Here is a 17,689-nt window from a genome sequence, read left to right on the forward strand (position 1 = left end):
AAAACAACCTCATGCTTTACGGAATTTGTAATTTAAGTATCGTTTCACTTCGTTTGGAGCCTAGTGATCAAAGCGAACTAATATCTCAAGTTTTGTTTGGTGAGTTTTTTAAGGTATTAGAAAGAAGGACTCATTGGAGCAAGGTTAGACTTGCTTTTGACAAGTTTGAAGGATGGATAGATAATAAACAATTCATAGAAATAACTAACGAAGAATACGACGAACTCTCAAATTCAGAAATTAAAACCTCTAATGAACTCATAAATTTTATTTCAGATTCAGATCAAAACTTGACTCCAATTCCGTTGGGGGCCTCTTTACCTTATTTAAATAAAAATATTTTAAAAATTGGGACTACAGACTTTAGTTTTGAAGGTGATGTAACCGTTGGAATAAAGCATAAGTCAAAAATTATAGAATTGGCATTTATGTACTTAAACTCACCCTATTTATGGGGTGGTAAAACACCATTTGGAATTGATTGTTCTGGACTTACTCAAATGGTTTACAAACTATGTGGTTATAAATTATTACGTGGAGCTGCAGAGCAAGCAACACAAGGTGAAGTTTTAAGTTTTATTGAAGAAAGTGAACCTGGTGATTTGGCCTTTTTTGATGATAGAGATGGAAATATAGTTCATGTAGGTCTTATTATGAGAGACAACTATATTATTCATGCCCATGGAAAGGTAAGAATAGATCGAATTGATCATAGTGGAATTTATAATATCGATACAAAACGGCACACGCATAAACTACGCGTTATTAAAAAAGTGATATAAAAAAATCCCGATTAAAATCGGGATTTTTTTATAATTGAATTCTAAATACATTTTCTTACTCTGCTCTCTTTTCCATTCCAAGAGTTTCGTAAATACTATTCAATTGATTTTTAACATCATCTGATGGATTTAATCCATATGCTTTTTCTATAAATGGCAACATTTTCTTTAATATTGGATCATATTTTTCAGCCTTAATTTTATCATATTTTGCAAAATTTGTAGCATTGGCATTCATCTCATCCTCAATTGGCTTTAATTCTTTAAAAAATACTGCGCCCATATTTAAATATGCATTTGAATGTTTAGGATCTAATTCTATTGCCTTCTCTAAGTGCTCCTTTGCCTTGTCTAAATTCTCCTCAGACTCTAAAATAATAGTCCCAATTACATAGTGTAATTCTGCCTCATCCGGCTTAATTTGCACCGCTTCCTCCAATTTCTCCATGTATTTCTGATTATCTCCCATTTTAAAGTAGATCGTACCTTCTTCAATAATTAAATTATAATCTGTTGGATTCTCAGCACGAGCCTGTCTAATAAATTCAAGAGCTTTTTCATTGTTATCTAATGCCAAATAATTTGATCCGATTGCTTTAATCATATCCATATACTTAGATTTCGTTATCTCAGTTTTAGGATCTTTAGCAATTTTTAATTTTACTTGCCCCATCATATCTCCATAAGAACTGTAATTCAAAACCTCATTGTTTACAGTACTTTTTGCAGTATAGATTGTTGTAATTCCTGTATATCCTAAATCTAATAACTCTTGGTATTGGCTAATCGCCATTTCATGATTTTTGCCTACTGAATTGACTAATGCAGCATTATACAAAAATGACGTGTCCTGAGGCATTAATCTATATATTTTATCATACCCAACAGCAGCTTCTCCGTATTTGTCCATCTCGCCATTCAAACCAGCTTGATACGCAGCAAAAGATTCTGTATTAATTTTTTCGATAATTGTAGTAATTATTCCCGATACCTCAATTGAATATTTAGAAACACCACTTGCCTCTTCTGCAGCCTTTAAAGCATTAAAAGATGTAATCACATCATCAATATTTCCCGTATCACTACCCTCTGCATATAAGGCCATTCCCTTTATGTAATAGTACTTTGCTTTCGACTTATCATCTGCATTCGAAATTAATCCATCTGCCTTAGAAATTTCTGTTAAGGCTGTTGCATAATCTTTCTTTTTTAAGGCTTTTTCTGCCGCCTTAATTTCATTCTTTTGTGCTATTGTTGACAATGTCATTAACATCGATACTGCCAACGTTGCGATCTTTGTATTCATTATTATAGTAGTTTAAATTTATTCTTGATTTTCTTCTGAATTGTTCTCAGTAGTATCCGTTCCTTTAGAAATTTCTCCTTCGGCCCCTTCAACTATTTCTTCATTTTCTTCATCTTCTTCGTGCATTACTTTTGCAACCGCAGCGATAGAATCTGAATCTTTTATATTTATTAATTTTACTCCTTGTGTTGCCCTTCCCATTACACGTAAGTCAGAGACTGCCATTCTAATGGTGATTCCAGATTTATTAATTATCATTAAATCATCGTCATCTGTCACATTTTTAATCGCAACTAATCCACCCGTTTTATCGGTTACATTAATGGTTTTCACACCCTTACCTCCACGGTTGGTAATTCTATAATCATCTAGACTAGAACGTTTTCCATACCCATTTTCTGAAACCACTAACACATTGCTCTCTTCGTCATTTACAGCAATCATGCCAATCACCTCGTCTTTAGAATCTTTTAACGTAATTCCTCTAACTCCAGAAGCATTTCTACCCATTGGTCTCGTTTTACTTTCCTCAAATCTGATACATTTTCCTGATTTAAGAGCAAGCATAACTTGACTATCTCCAGTTGTTAATTTTGCTTCTAACAACTCATCATTATCTCTAATAGTTATGGCATTAATACCATTTGTTCTTGGTCTAGAATATTGCTCTAAAGACGTCTTTTTAACCTGACCATTTTTCGTAGCCATAATAACAAAATGACTATTGATATAATCCTCATCCTTTAAGTCTTTCGTAACTAAGAACGCCTTAACTTTATCATCTTGCTCAATGTTTATAAGATTTTGAATTGCTCTTCCTTTAGAAGTTTTACCTCCTTCAGGAATTTCATAAACACGCATCCAGAAAACTTTTCCTTTTTGCGTAAAGAATAGCATATATTGGTGATTCGTTCCTACAAATAGGTGTTCTAAGAAATCCTCATTTCTAGTTGCCACACCTTTTTGTCCTCGTCCTCCTCTATTTTGCACCTTATATTCATCTAAATTTGTACGCTTTACATAACCTGCATGTGAAATAGTAACTACAACTTTAGAATCTGGAATCATATCTTCAATACTCAAGTCACCTCCAGCATACTCTATTTCTGAACGCCTATCATCGCCATACTTATCTCTAATTGCAATTAATTCTTCCTTAATAATATTGTAGCGTCTTGGTTCGTTTGCTAAAATATCTTTTAAATCTGCAATTCGAATCATTATTTCATCATACTCAGCACGTAACTTATTTTGCTCTAGTCCAGTTAATTGACGCAAACGCATTTCTACTATGGCCTTGGCTTGAATTTCAGTTAATTCAAAACGCTCCATTAAACTTGCTCTAGCCTCATCAGGATTCGAAGATGCTCTAATAATTTTAATTACTTCATCAATATTATCTGAAGCAATGATTAAGCCTTCTAAAATATGTGCTCTTGCTTCAGCTTTTTTAAGATCGAAACGCGTTCTTCTTAAAATTACATCATGTCTATGCTCAACAAAATGATGAATTAATTCTTTTAAGTTTAATTGCTCTGGTCTACCATTGACTAAGGCAATATTGTTTACACTAAAGGAGGTTTGTAACGCGGTATATTTGAATAATTTATTCAATACTACATTCGGAATCGCATCACGTTTTAACACATAAACAATTCGCATTCCTTTACGGTCAGATTCATCGCGAATATTAGCTATACCATCTAATTTCTTTTCATTAACCAAGTCCGCAGTTTTCTTAATCATATCTGCTTTATTCACTTGGAATGGAATTTCGGTAACGATAATACATTCACGCCCCTTAACTTCCTCTATGGTCGCCTTTGCACGCATAACAATACGCCCTCGACCAGTATGAAATGCACTTTTGACACCGTCATATCCGTAAATAATACCTCCCGTTGGGAAATCTGGCGCCTTGATATGCTGCATTAATTCATCAATCTCAATAGCATTATTATCTATGTAAGCAACTGTTCCATTTATGACTTCAGTTAAATTATGAGGTGCCATATTCGTTGCCATACCAACAGCAATCCCAGATGCTCCATTTACTAATAAATTCGGAATTCGTGTTGGAAGTACAGTTGGCTCATATAATGTATCATCAAAATTTAAACGCTGATCTACTGTATCCTTTTCAATATCTGACAACATATCTTCAGATATTTTCTGCATTCTAACCTCAGTATAACGCATTGCGGCCGGGCTATCTCCATCAACAGAACCAAAGTTCCCTTGCCCATCTACCATCATATACCTAACACTCCAATTTTGAGCCATACGTACCATTGAGTCGTATACAGAGGTATCACCATGTGGGTGATACTTTCCTAAAACTTCTCCAACAATTCTTGCAGACTTTTTGTATGATCCCGTTGCTTTAATACCCAGTTCATGCATTCCAAACAATACTCTTCTATGAACAGGTTTAAGTCCATCTCGTACATCCGGCAATGCTCTAGAAACAATTACAGACATCGAATAATCGATGTAAGCAGATTTCATTTCATCTTCTATATTAATCGGTATCAGTTTTTCTCCGTCAGTCATATATAAAGTTTTGTTTTTTAATTCAAAATTACAGAACAGCAAGATACACTTTTTAGCATTTTTAGCGAATAAAATTGAATCACTTTTTAGGAATAGTTATCAACAATATGACAGGAGAAATCAACAACCCTACACCCTTGATTTACAAAGGGTTCCGAGGACTTCACTGACATAATTTCAGTACCTAACTAAAAGCGGAATTGTTTTTGCAATAATTAAATAAAAAAATCTATTAAATTTACAATAAAATCGAGGGTATATGGATGATAATTTTTCACAAAAGGTTAAAGATGTAATTGCATACAGCAAGGAAGAAGCATTAAGGTTGGGACATGATTTTATAGGAACAGAACATCTTGTTTTAGGACTGTTAAGAAAACGTGATGGAAAGGCCATTGATATTCTTAATTCTCTTGGTGTTAATTTGGAACATTTAAGAAATAAAATAGAGTTGTTAAGTCCGGCTAATCCAATAGTACCATCTGGCAACGAAAAAAAGAACTTGCATTTAACAAAGCAAGCAGAAAAAGCATTAAAAACTACATTTCTTGAAGCCAAATTATATAAAAGTGACGCTATAAACACGGCGCATTTATTATTGTGTATTTTAAGAAACGAGAATGACCCAACAACAAAATTACTTCAAAAATTTGAAGTAGATTATGAAGAAGTCAAAGCACTTTTTCAACAATTATTTTTAGATGAAACTTTACCGGATATACCAATAGCTGAAACTCCTTCTGATGACGAGTTTGAAGAAGAAAAATCAAATCCATTTGAACAGCAACCGAAAGAGAAAGCCAAAGCCAAGTCCAAAACACCTGTTCTCGATAATTTTGGACGTGATTTAACGCGCTTAGCCGAAGAAAACAAGTTAGACCCCGTAGTTGGCAGACAAAAGGAAATAGAGCGTGTTTCTCAAATTTTAAGTCGACGTAAAAAAAATAACCCAATGCTTATTGGAGAGCCAGGAGTTGGAAAATCTGCAATTGCTGAAGGATTGGCTTTGAGAATTGTGCAACGTAAGGTTTCTAGAATACTATTTAACAAACGATTAGTTTCTCTAGATTTAGCCAGCTTGGTAGCAGGTACAAAATACAGAGGCCAGTTCGAAGAACGCATGAAAGCCTTAATGAATGAATTGGAAAAAAATTCTGACATCATTTTATTTATTGATGAGATTCATACCATTGTTGGGGCTGGAGGTGCAACTGGTTCACTCGATGCGTCTAACATGTTGAAACCAGCATTGGCTCGAGGTGAGATTCAGTGTATTGGTGCTACAACATTAGATGAATTTAGAACAAATATTGAAAAAGATGGAGCTTTAGAAAGACGTTTCCAAAAGGTAATTGTCGAACCTACATCTGTTGAAGAAACTGTAGAAATCCTTCACAATATAAAAGACAAATACGAAGCACATCATAATGTTGATTATACAGATGATGCAATTGAGGCATGTGTTAAGTTAACAAATAGATATATGACAGACCGTTATTTACCGGACAAGGCCATAGATGCCTTAGATGAAGCTGGGTCTCGAATTCATATCACCAACATTGTTGTCCCTAAAGATGTGCTTGAATTAGAAAGTCAGTTAGAACAAGTTCGTTTAGATAAAACGAGTGCTGTAACCGGACAAAAATATGAAGAAGCCGCGAAGTTAAGAGACGATGAAAAGCGTATCGAAACTACTTTACAAAAGGCGCAAAAAGAATGGGAGGAAGCCTCTAAACTGAACAGAGAAATTGTAACTGAAGATAATGTTGCAGAGGTTGTTTCAATGATGACGGGTATTCCCGTTAATAGAGTGGCTGAAGCAGAAAGTTCTCGTTTAAGCGAATTGCCTAATCTTATTAAAGGGAAGGTTATTGGACAAGATGAGGCCGTGGCAAAAGTCGTAAAAGCAATTCAACGAAATAGAGTTGGTCTAAAAGATCCAAATAAACCAATTGGCTCGTTTATTTTCTTAGGACAAACAGGAGTTGGAAAGACACAATTGGCAAAAATTTTAGCAAGAGAATTATTCGATAGTGATGATGCTTTAGTTAGAATTGACATGAGTGAATATATGGAGAAGTTTGCGATTTCTAGGTTAATTGGTGCACCTCCAGGTTATGTAGGATACGAAGAGGGAGGACAATTAACTGAAAAAATAAGACGCAAGCCTTATGCTGTTGTTCTTTTAGATGAGATTGAAAAGGCGCATCCAGATGTATTTAACATGCTTTTACAAGTTTTGGATGATGGTTACATTACCGATAGCCTTGGAAGAAAAATTGATTTTAGGAACACCATTATAATTATGACCTCAAACATTGGTTCACGCCAATTAAAAGACTTTGGTTCTGGTGTAGGTTTTGGAACAGCATCGAAGAAAGAGCAAGCAGATGCTCATGCAAAGAGTGTTATTGAAAACGCGTTAAAGAAATCGTTTGCTCCTGAGTTTTTAAATAGAATTGATGATGTAATTGTATTCAATGCTTTAGAGAAAAATGACATTCATGCCATTATCGATATTGAATTGGAAAAATTATTAAAACGAATTTCAGGTCTTGGTTATACGCTGAATCTATCTGACAAGGCGAAAGACTTTATTGCAGATAAAGGATTTGACAAACAGTACGGGGCACGCCCTCTTAATAGAGCAATTCAGAAATATATAGAAGATGCTTTGGCACAAGAAATAGTAAATTCTAAACTTTCTGAAGGTGATATTATTTCTATGGAGTTGGACGAAAAGAGCAATGAACTTTCCATAAAAATTAAAAAAGGTAAGAACCCTGTGGAATAAAAACGTGATCATAAACGAATAATGGCCTTCTGATTTAATTAGAAGGCTTTTTTATGCCATAAACTTTCACTTTTTATGATTAACTTAGTGTCGTCCAAAATATTAACAAATGAAATACACGATAGAAATCGAAATAAACCTTCCAAGAAAAAGAGTTATAGATCTTTTTGACAATCCAGAAAACATGAAGCACTGGCAAGAAGGTTTTATAAGTTTTACACCATTAGACGGAGTGCCAGGAGAAGTCGGGTCAACAGCAGAACTTAAATATAAAACCGGGAAAAGAGCATTTGAACTTGTCGAAACTATTATTGTTAATAATTTCCCAGATGAATTTTCTGCATCATATAAAACAACAGGAATGACAAATTATATTAACAACTATTTTATTGAAGTTGATGAAAATACAACAAGGTGGATTTCAGAAAACAAATGCTATGCCAGAGGAATCGTAAAGTTAATGACACTTATTATGCCAGGAACCTTTAAAAAATATTCAATGAAATTCCTGAAGGACTTCAAGAATTTTGCAGAATCTAAAAACTAAATTCAATTGAAATAAAAAAAAGGCTCGCATTTGCGAGCCTTTTTTTTATTATTATTTTTCAATATTAGTTATTCTTCAATAACCGCTTTTTCTGTTTTCTTCAATTTCCACTCTTCTCTTAAATAACCTATAATCCAATATGGAATTACAAAAGTTAATAAGAAAATCATTAGCCAAAATCCCATCGTGAAAATGCCTAAAAAAAGTAAAAATCCTGAATATTGAGAAAAGTCCATTTGTTTCGTTTTTATGATGCGTCAAAATTACTATTTATTTTTTATTTAATCCAATAGATTTTTACAATTTTTTAATTCCAATATCCTTAAATTTGCATCACAATTTTTTAGTATAATTAAGATGGAATACAGAATAGAAAAAGACACAATGGGAACCGTAAATGTTCCTGCTAATAAGTATTGGGGCGCACAAACTGAACGTTCTAGAAACAATTTTAAAATCGGTGCAGAAGCATCTATGCCTTTAGAGGTAGTGTATGGTTTCGCCTTTTTAAAGAAAGCTGCGGCCTATACAAATTGTGATCTTGGTGTATTACCATCAGAAAAAAGAGATTTAATCGCGGCAGTTTGTGACGAAATATTAGAAGGTAAACATGACAATCAGTTTCCTTTAGTGATTTGGCAAACTGGTTCTGGAACACAAAGTAACATGAATGTTAATGAAGTTGTTGCCAACAGAGCACATGAAATTGTTGGTAAAGTTATTGGTGAAGGAGAAAAAACCATTCAACCTAATGATGATGTGAATAAATCTCAATCGTCTAATGACACCTTCCCTACCGGAATGCATATTGCTTGTTACAAAATGGTGGTTGAAACTACGATTCCTGGAGTAGAAAAATTACGTGATACTTTTAAAGAAAAAGCAGAAGCATTTAAAGATGTAGTGAAAATTGGAAGAACTCATTTAATGGATGCAACACCATTAACTGTTGGACAAGAGTTTTCTGGCTATGTATCACAACTAAATCACGGGCTAAAAGCGTTAAATAACACACTTGAGCATTTATCAGAATTAGCATTAGGTGGTACGGCTGTTGGAACTGGTTTAAATACTCCAGCCGGTTATGATGTGTTAGTTGCAAAATACATTGCAGAATTTACGGGGCAACCTTTTATAACTGCAGAAAACAAATTTGAAGCCTTAGCGGCACACGATGCAATTGTAGAAACGCATGGTGCATTAAAACAATTGGCAGTTTCACTAAATAAGATTGCTAACGATATTAGAATGATGGCATCAGGGCCTAGATCTGGAATTGGAGAGTTAATTATTCCGGCAAACGAACCAGGATCTTCAATTATGCCTGGAAAAGTAAACCCAACTCAATGTGAAGCATTAACGATGGTTTGTGCACAAGTAATGGGGAATGACGTTGCTGTTACTGTTGGCGGTACTCAAGGCCATTATGAACTAAACGTATTTAAACCAATGATGGCGGCTAATCTTTTACAATCTGCTCGATTAATTGGAGATGCTTGTGTTTCTTTTAGTGATAATTGCGCTATTGGAATAGAACCAAATCACAAAGTAATTAAAGAGTTATTGAATAATTCACTAATGCTCGTTACTGCATTAAACACCAAAATTGGATATTATAAAGCTGCAGAAATTGCAAATACCGCACACGAGAATGGCACTACTTTAAAAGAAGAAGCCATTAGATTAGGTTATGTTTCTGCCGAAGACTATGATGCATGGGTAAAACCAGAAGGCATGACCGGAGGTCTTAAATAAAAGACTTCAATTCAAATCTTAATCAAAGGCGTAATGAATATTCATTGCGCCTTTTTTGTACTTTTGAACAAACAATTTTCTATGATAACATTAATAATTAACATCAAAGAACTTTTACAGGTTAGAGCATCTAATATATCTAAAGTTTCAGGAGCAGAAATGAAAATTTTGCCAACTATTAAAAATGCTTTTATCCTGATAAAAGATGGACGCATTTCAGATTTTGGACTTATGGAAAGTCTTCCTAAAATAAACGCAGATAAAATTATTGATGCTACCGGAAAAATAGTACTGCCATCTTGGTGCGATTCTCATACTCATATTGTGTATGCCGGAAATAGAGAGCAAGAGTTTGTTGCAAGGGTTAACGGAGCTACATATGAAGAAATTGCCGCTTCGGGAGGCGGAATTTTAAATTCCGCGAAAACTTTACAAGCTACTTCTGAAGAAGAATTATACAAACAATCGGCTAAAAGGTTAGAGGAAGTAATTCAACTAGGGACAGGAGCAGTTGAAATAAAATCGGGCTATGGCTTAACTATAGAGGCTGAATTAAAAATGCTCCGTGTCATTCAAAAATTGAATGATAATTATCCTGTTGAAATTAAAGCAACTTATTTGGCAGCACATGCTATTCCTAAAAATTACAATGGAAATTCCGAAGCATATATCGATGACGTAATTTCAAAATTTTTACCAGTTGTTGCTAAAGAAAAATTAGCAGAATTTATTGATGTATTTTGTGAAACTGGCTATTTCAGTGTCGATGACACCAATAAATTACTCAAAGAAGCTAAAGCCTATAACTTAACTCCAAAAATTCATGTAAACCAATTTACTGCAATTGGAGGTGTGCAAGCAGGTGTGAACAATAACGCATTATCCGTAGATCACTTGGAAATATTAAATGATGAAGATATACAGAGTTTAAAAAATTCGAAAACGATGCCCGTGGCCTTGCCACTTTGCTCCCATTTTCTGAGTATACCTTATACTCCCGTTAAAAAATTGATAGCATCTGGATTACCGGTTGCACTCGCAACAGATTACAATCCTGGATCGACGCCTTCTGGAAATATGAATCAAGTAGTTTCAGAAGCTTGCATAAAAATGAATTTAACTCCAGAAGAAGCAATTAACGCGGCAACGATTAATGGTGCATATGCGATGGGCATACAAGAAACTCACGGAAGTATCGTCATAGGCAAACATGCAAACATTATTATTACAAAAGAAATTCCGAGTTATGGCTTTCTTCCATATGCCTTTGGAAGTAATTTAATTGACACCGTTTTGGTTAATGGAGTAATTGTTTAATTGTAAACCAAAGATATCGTAGATCTTTCATAAAACTCCAATGTCTAACATAGTCAAGATTTATTTCCACTTTTTGAGGCCATATCACCGTATCATTATAATCTAATGGATTTTCTTGCCTAGACAACAACGCTTCTTCATTAGAAAACTTAATTGTTGCAGGACCAGTTAATCCAGGCCTTACAGAAAGTATTATTCTATCTTCATCTTGTAACTTGTCCGCATAACCAACAATATCTGGCCTTGGACCTACAAAGCTCATGTCTCCAATAATAATATTGAATATTTGAGGTAACTCATCTAATTTACTTCTACGTAAAAATTTTCCAAAATTAGATATTACTAATGTAGAATCTGGAAGTAGTCGCATCGTTTTTAGTTTGAACAAAGTAAACAACTTCGCATTCTTCCCTACTCTCTCTTGTCGAAAGATTCCGAATGAACTCGCATCCAATGAAGTAAAAACAAACAATAGAATTAATGGAAAAACTACAATAGGAACGAGAACTATTGCTAGCAAAATATCAAAAACACGTTTAAGTATTTGTTGCTTTGCAGATAACATTATTTGGTACTTTGATACATGCGCTCAATAATATCAACAATTTTCATTCCTTCTAAAGCATTGGTAGTAATTGCTTTTTTATTTTGAAGTACATCAATTACATTCTGAATAACAAAGTGATGATTTTGAGCAGATCCTTTATAGGTACCGTAATCATTTCCAGGGTTTGTTTCCTCTAAGTTCGGCATATCATAATCTTTAATATGACAATACTCAACTTCATTCATATACTGACCGCCAATTTTCACGGCTCCTTTTTCACCAATTATAGTCATAGAGCTCTCCATGTTTTTATTCCAAACTGCTGTTGAAAAATTAAAACTTCCTACACCTCCATTTACAAATTCAAAGTTCACAATACCAGTATCTTCAAAATCTGTCATATTTTGATGCTTAAAATCACGCATCACGGAATTAATATTTGTGACATCTCCAAATAACCAATACATAATATCAATAAAGTGAGAAAATTGAGTAAACAGTGATCCCCCATCTAGTCTCTTGTCTCCATGCCAAGACTCCTTCGTATAATAGCGTTCGTCTCTATTCCAAAAACTATTGATATGCACGGAATAAATTGCACCAAGTCGTTTTTGATCCATCACCTCTTTTATCCATACAGAAGGTGGAGAATATCTATTTTGCATTACGGCAAACACTTGTTTACCTAAATGAAGTGCCTTAAAAATTACTTTTTCAGCATCCGCCTTTGTTAGAGCTATGGGTTTTTCTATTACTACATGATTTCCTGCTTCCAAAACTTTAATAGCCTGACTAGCATGATGTCCATTTGGAGTAGCAATTGTTACAACATCTACCTCAACATCATTATCCAAAAAATCTTCTAAACTCGAAAAAAAAGGAACTTCAAACTGATCAATTTTTAATTTGTCTTTTGACTCAACATCTACTAAAGCAACCAATTCTGCCCCCACATTTCGATCAATCATTTCCGCATGTCGCTTTCCAATATGTCCACAACCAACTACTGCAAATTTTACTTTATCACTCAATTTCTAAGCTTTTTTAAAAATTCTTTTATACCAAGGTAATTTATCATCTACATGGTAACCGTAACCGTAGCCATTTCCGTAACCGTAGCCATATCCGTAGCCGTAGCCGTAGCCATATTTCGACTTTACCTTAAAATTATTCAATATAACACTAATGTTTGGAACCTCTACCTTTCCATATTTATCATTAATCATTTTCAACATACCTTTCTGAGTTACACCTTGCCTTACCACATACAAAGTAGCATCCGCATGTTTCACCAATTCAAAGGCATCCGCTACTAAACCAACCGGAGGTGTATCTAAAATAATATAATCGTAATTCTTTTTTAAATACTCCATCAATTCATCCGTAGCCGAATTCATAATCAATTCAGAAGGATTTGGAGGAACTGGTCCAGATGTAATTATGTCCAAATTTTCTATTTTAGTATTTAAAATAATTTCTTCCTTTGTCTTCTGTCCAATTAAATAATTTACAACCCCTTCATCATTATCAATATCAAAATCCCCAAAAATTTTAGGTTTCCTTAAATCTAACCCCACCAAAATTGTTTTCTTTCCACTCAAGGCAAAAACTGTAGCCATATTAATAGAAACGTATGTTTTCCCTTCACCGCTAATGGAAGAAGTAATCATAACTGTTTTGGATTCATTCACTTTTTCTCTATCAAATAAAAAGTGAATATTAGAACGTAATGCCCTAAATGATTCCGACACAGCCGATTTTGGCTTTAAGAATACAGATAAATTATTCTTGGCTGTATTTCTACCTACCACTCCTAAAATTGGAATTGGAGATATCCGTTCAATGTCCTCCACAGTTTGCACTTTCGTATCTAAAATCTCAATCGCAATAATTACAAAAAGCGGAAATAGAGTACCCAATAAAATTCCAACCATATAATTAAACGATTTTCTTGGTTTTGTAGAAACTTGCCCAGTATCCTTCGCTCTATCCAATATTGTAATATCGGAGACACTCGCAGCGATTGCAATATCCGCCTCATATCTCTTCTGCATTAAATACATATAATTTGCCTCTGTCATAGCGTATTTTCTGCTATAGTTAAGCAATTGCTGTTCCTTTTCTGGCAACTTTTTAAGTTCCGCAGAATAAGTCACCATGCGTTTTCTATTATTTGATCTACTTAATTCTAATACTTTTTTTAAGGATGAAATATTTTCGAATAAAATAACCTTTGTATTCTCAATTTCTCTAATCAGAGCTAATAATGTTGGGTGATTTGGAGTCACTTGCGACTGCAGTGTTTCTCTTTCTGATACCAACCTTGTAAGATTAGCTACACTTTGACTAATGGCAGCATCTTCCACATTAATAATCGCAGGTGCCGGAATATTCTCAAGATCTTCACTGTTTTTAAGATATATCTCTAGATTTGAATAGTATTCCAATCTATCATCTATATCTTTTTGCATTTGATCTAAACTTGTAGTTCGTTCAAATATCTTCGACCCCTCTGCTGAAAGGTCATAAATACCTTTATCCTCCTTATATTGACCTATATTGTTTTCAATAAGACTCAGACTGTCTTGTGTATTTTTAAATTGCTGCTCAATAAAACTAAGAGTCTGCCTTGCATAATTGGTTTTTAAATTTAACTGATCTTCCGCCAAAACTTCTACTGTTCTATTCAAATAATCTACCAACCTAGCTTTGTTTGCCCCCATTAAGGTAACATTCAATAGCGATGTATTAGGCACCGAATTAGCTCTTACAGATCGATACCTTCCCACGACTGCATCAAGAGACTCAAACCTTATTAAAAATGACTTTCCTGCACTGTTACCCAACCCTTCTATTGGATCTAATGTTAAATTTAAAAACGGTAAACTAATTGCTTCTCCTAATTTAAATTGCTTACTAAATTGTTGTGACACAACATCATGAACATACACCAGTTCGTCATCATAATTTACAATTTTTACCTGAGTTTTTTCCTCAAAATCTACAGATAGCCTAAATGTATCATTATCTAAAAAATCAATATTTATTAAAGTATTTAACAATTGAAACTGATTCGGCTTCAGTTTAACTTTAAATGGCGTAGCGCCATATGTATCTTCTATTCGAAATCGTCCTTCTTTTAGATAACTAATATAAAATTCTAACTCCTTAACCACTTTTTCATTGTGTGATCTAGAAGACAATAATCTTCTTATTGACTCTACTTTATCACTAACACCCCCCCAATTAAAAGCAATATTAGTACCTGTAGAAAATAAGGAATTTTGCTTCTCTTTAACAGCAATTGTCGCGTGCAAACCATAGATTCGCTCCGTAGATAAATTTACATAATAAGCAACAACTAATGCAATTGGAATTGTGACCAAAAACCATTTCCAATTAGACAATACTCTAAATACATACCCTTTTATATCCGATAAGTTTTCTCGGATATTTTCAGTTTGAGTATTTAAAATTTTAAACTCCTGATCCATACCATTACAAATTATCGATTAAAAGAATAGTACTCGTTAAAACAGCAAATATGGAAGCAATTGTTGTAAAGGTAGATAAACCTGTTGTTCCAATCCCCCAATTCTTTCGTTGTAAAGGAGGTACGTAAATAATATCATTTGGCTTTATATAGTAATGTTCAGAGTCAAATATTGCAACATCAGTTAAATCAACAGTATACCGCTCTACACCATTTAATGTTTTCCTATATATTTGAACTTCTTGCCTATTTCCAAAGTCTGCAATTTCTCCAGCACTGGCAATCGCATCAATTATTGAAACTTGATTCTGCATCAGATTTATCGTTCCAGGTGAATTGACTTCTCCATTAACTAAAAACTGAATTCCTGATAATTTAACTTTTACAAAAAATGTTTCTGCGTTTTTAATAAACTTTTTTAATTCCATCTCAATCTTTTCTCGTATCTCCTTTTCAGTATACCCCAATACATTGACTTCATTTATATACGGAATTCGAATATTCCCATGTCTATCAACCGTATAACCATCAAAATATAAATTCCCACCAGATCCTTCTTCACTAGTTCCAAATAGTGAAACTAAGTCTGGGTTTTCAGAAACAATTTCTACAGATAAAACATCATTCACTTGAACCCTATATGGCTCATTATTGAACTTATACATTTCAGATTTTTCGGAAGGTTCACCTTGAAAGTATGTTGTCTTTTTTAAAGACAAACAAGAAGACAAACTCATAATTATCAACAGATAAACTATATTTTTCTTCATTAAATTTGAGTTAATTAATAGGGTTTTAATCGATTAACTAAAATTACATTAATCTCAGTTAATGGCAAATATAATTTTTTAAGAACTATAAAAATAATTTTTACCTTAATTTCGCCATGAAATAAATCACATGCTTTTTCAAATAAAATCTTTCCTCAAATTTCTATCAAAATCTACCAATCAACATGGGGTGCACTCTCCCTTTGTTTTTGATTTAACTACAAAGTGCTTTTATACCAAAACAACGTCTCATATTAAAGATAAAATTTCAATTTATCGAAAAGAATTAGATTCAAATACATGCATTATTTCAGTCACGGATTTTGGAAAAGGTTCTCGGGTATTTAAATCAAACAAAAGAGCAGTTAACAAAATTGCCAAAGTGGCTGGAATCTCAAAAAAAAGATCGGAATTATTGATTCGATTTACAGAATATTTTAAACCGAAGAACATTCTAGAAATTGGGACTTCTTTAGGAATAGGTACTGCAAGTCTAGCACTTGGTAAAAATAACGCCAATATCATTAGTTTAGAAGGTTGCCCAAGTACGGCCAATGTCGCAATTCAGCAATTAAAAAAACATAACTTTCATAACGTAGAAGTAAAAATTGGAGATTTTAAAAACACTTTAAAAGATACCTTAAATCAAAAGAATTTTGACTTAATTTACTTCGACGGAAACCATCAAAAAGAGCCCACCATTCTATATTTTGAAGAATGCCTAGGTAACGTTCATAACGAATCTGTTTTTATTTTTGATGACATTCATTGGTCTGAAGAAATGCAAGAGGCATGGGAATATATAAAGAACCACCCCAAAGTTACAGTGACTATCGATAGTTATTTTTGGGGATTCGTATTTTTTAGAAAAGAACAAGTTAAGGAACACTTTGTAATAAGAATTTAGTAATTTCACTTTATGAAAATTTACACCAAAACTGGCGATAAAGGTAGCACAGGACTTTATGGAGGAACAAGGGTATCAAAGTATGACCTTAGAATTGAAGCTTATGGAACCATTGATGAATTAAATGCTCATCTAGGACTTTTAAAAGCCCAAATAATTGATGAGTTAGTTTTACTGGAACTACTGAAGATTCAGAATGACTTATTTACCTTAGGTGCAATGCTTGCGACTCCAAAAGAAAAAGAAATTCTTAAAAGCGGTAAAGAACGCCTCAATATTCCAAAAATTACTTTGGATGATGTTCTTTTATTAGAAGCATCTATGGATCAAATGAATGAATCCATTCCAGAAATGAAATATTTTGTTTTACCAGGCGGATCTGTGCTGGTGTCAAATTGTCACATTGCTCGTTGTGTTTGCAGAAGAGCAGAACGTATTAGTGTAGCATTAAGTGAAAGAGAAGAGATAGATCCGATTGTTTTAACCTATCAAAACAGACTTTCTGACTATTTATTTGTGCTGGCACGGAAATTGACTTATGAAAACAACATTGAGGAAACCCCATGGATTCCCTCAAAAAAATCATAAGTTCTTTATATTATTGAAAAAAAATAACAAAACGCTTGACTTTATAAGTAAAAAAATTATTTTTGCAAAAAAATAAAACCACTTTTATATGTACTGGACTTTAGAATTAGCATCTTATTTAGCAGATGCACCGTGGCCAGCAACTAAGGACGAACTAATTGATTATGCAATTAGAACTGGAGCTCCTTTAGAAGTTGCAGAAAATCTTCAAGATATTGAGGATGAAGGAGATTCTTACGATTCTATTATTGAAATTTGGCCTGATTATCCAACCGAAGAAGATTATCTTTGGAATGAGGAAGAATACTAAATTTTCGATTAAAATTAACA

14 protein-coding genes are annotated in these 17,689 nt (G+C 33.6%); 8 read left to right on the plus strand and 6 right to left on the minus strand.

What is annotated here, in order from left to right:
- Positions 1-11 precede the first annotated feature (11 nt).
- Positions 12-782: a C40 family peptidase gene (locus RM519_RS03555; protein WP_311592164.1), complete on the plus strand. Its 771-nt coding sequence runs from the start codon at positions 12-14 to the stop codon at positions 780-782.
- A gap of 55 nt (positions 783-837) precedes the next feature.
- Here RM519_RS03555 and RM519_RS03560 read toward each other — a convergent pair whose 3' ends face one another.
- Both RM519_RS03560 and gyrA read right to left on the minus strand, forming a co-directional pair.
- Positions 838-2,088 (minus strand): hypothetical protein, encoded by a 1,251-nt coding sequence (locus RM519_RS03560; RefSeq protein ID WP_311592165.1) that lies wholly within the window; start codon positions 2,086-2,088, stop codon positions 838-840.
- 18 nt (positions 2,089-2,106) lie between these two features.
- Positions 2,107-4,641: a DNA gyrase subunit A gene (gene gyrA / locus RM519_RS03565; protein ID WP_311592166.1), complete on the minus strand. Its 2,535-nt coding sequence runs from the start codon at positions 4,639-4,641 to the stop codon at positions 2,107-2,109.
- Positions 4,642-4,900: 259 nt separating this feature from the next.
- On the opposite strand from gyrA, the gene RM519_RS03570 reads away from it, so the two are divergent.
- The 4 genes from RM519_RS03570 (at position 4,901) to hutI (ending at position 11,054) form a co-directional block, all read left to right on the plus strand.
- Positions 4,901-7,435, plus strand: a complete 2,535-nt coding sequence (locus RM519_RS03570) for an ATP-dependent Clp protease ATP-binding subunit (RefSeq protein WP_311592167.1) — start codon at positions 4,901-4,903, stop codon at positions 7,433-7,435.
- 109 nt (positions 7,436-7,544) lie between these two features.
- Positions 7,545-7,982, plus strand: coding sequence for an SRPBCC family protein (locus RM519_RS03575; protein WP_311592168.1), 438 nt, complete (start codon positions 7,545-7,547; stop codon positions 7,980-7,982).
- 357 nt (positions 7,983-8,339) lie between these two features.
- Positions 8,340-9,737, plus strand: coding sequence for a class II fumarate hydratase (gene fumC, locus RM519_RS03580; RefSeq protein WP_311592169.1), 1,398 nt, complete (start codon positions 8,340-8,342; stop codon positions 9,735-9,737).
- Positions 9,738-9,818: 81 nt separating this feature from the next.
- Complete coding sequence (gene hutI / locus RM519_RS03585) at positions 9,819-11,054, plus strand: imidazolonepropionase (protein ID WP_311592170.1); 1,236 nt, start codon at positions 9,819-9,821, stop codon at positions 11,052-11,054.
- Here the strand turns inward: hutI and RM519_RS03590 are convergent.
- The 4 genes from RM519_RS03590 to RM519_RS03605 are packed head-to-tail and all read right to left on the minus strand — an operon-like array spanning position 11,035 to position 15,864.
- Positions 11,035-11,619 (minus strand): sugar transferase, encoded by a 585-nt coding sequence (locus RM519_RS03590; protein ID WP_311592171.1) that lies wholly within the window; start codon positions 11,617-11,619, stop codon positions 11,035-11,037. The two genes, hutI and RM519_RS03590, sit on opposite strands and share 20 nt — an antisense overlap.
- Positions 11,619-12,632, minus strand: a complete 1,014-nt coding sequence (locus RM519_RS03595; protein WP_311592172.1) for a Gfo/Idh/MocA family protein — start codon at positions 12,630-12,632, stop codon at positions 11,619-11,621. The genes RM519_RS03590 and RM519_RS03595 overlap by 1 nt, the downstream gene beginning before the upstream one ends.
- Positions 12,633-12,635: 3 nt before the next feature.
- On the minus strand, positions 12,636-15,095 hold the full coding sequence (locus tag RM519_RS03600; protein ID WP_311592173.1) for a polysaccharide biosynthesis tyrosine autokinase: 2,460 nt from the start codon (positions 15,093-15,095) through the stop codon (positions 12,636-12,638).
- Between the two features lie 4 nt (positions 15,096-15,099).
- Positions 15,100-15,864 (minus strand): polysaccharide biosynthesis/export family protein, encoded by a 765-nt coding sequence (locus RM519_RS03605; RefSeq protein ID WP_311592174.1) that lies wholly within the window; start codon positions 15,862-15,864, stop codon positions 15,100-15,102.
- Positions 15,865-15,994: 130 nt separating this feature from the next.
- On the opposite strand from RM519_RS03605, the gene RM519_RS03610 reads away from it, so the two are divergent.
- The 3 genes from RM519_RS03610 to RM519_RS03620 all read left to right on the plus strand — a co-directional run bounded on the left by RM519_RS03610 (position 15,995) and on the right by RM519_RS03620 (position 17,669).
- A complete protein-coding gene (locus RM519_RS03610; protein WP_311592175.1) occupies positions 15,995-16,771 on the plus strand; it encodes an O-methyltransferase in 777 nt (258 codons plus the stop codon).
- A gap of 12 nt (positions 16,772-16,783) precedes the next feature.
- On the plus strand, positions 16,784-17,359 hold the full coding sequence (locus RM519_RS03615) for a cob(I)yrinic acid a,c-diamide adenosyltransferase (protein WP_311592176.1): 576 nt from the start codon (positions 16,784-16,786) through the stop codon (positions 17,357-17,359).
- An 88-nt stretch (positions 17,360-17,447) separates the two neighbouring features.
- A complete protein-coding gene (locus tag RM519_RS03620; RefSeq protein WP_311592177.1) occupies positions 17,448-17,669 on the plus strand; it encodes a DUF2795 domain-containing protein in 222 nt (73 codons plus the stop codon).
- Positions 17,670-17,689 lie beyond the last annotated feature (20 nt).

The organism is Urechidicola vernalis (assembly GCF_031846385.1).
GTDB lineage: Bacteria > Bacteroidota > Bacteroidia > Flavobacteriales > Flavobacteriaceae > Urechidicola > Urechidicola vernalis.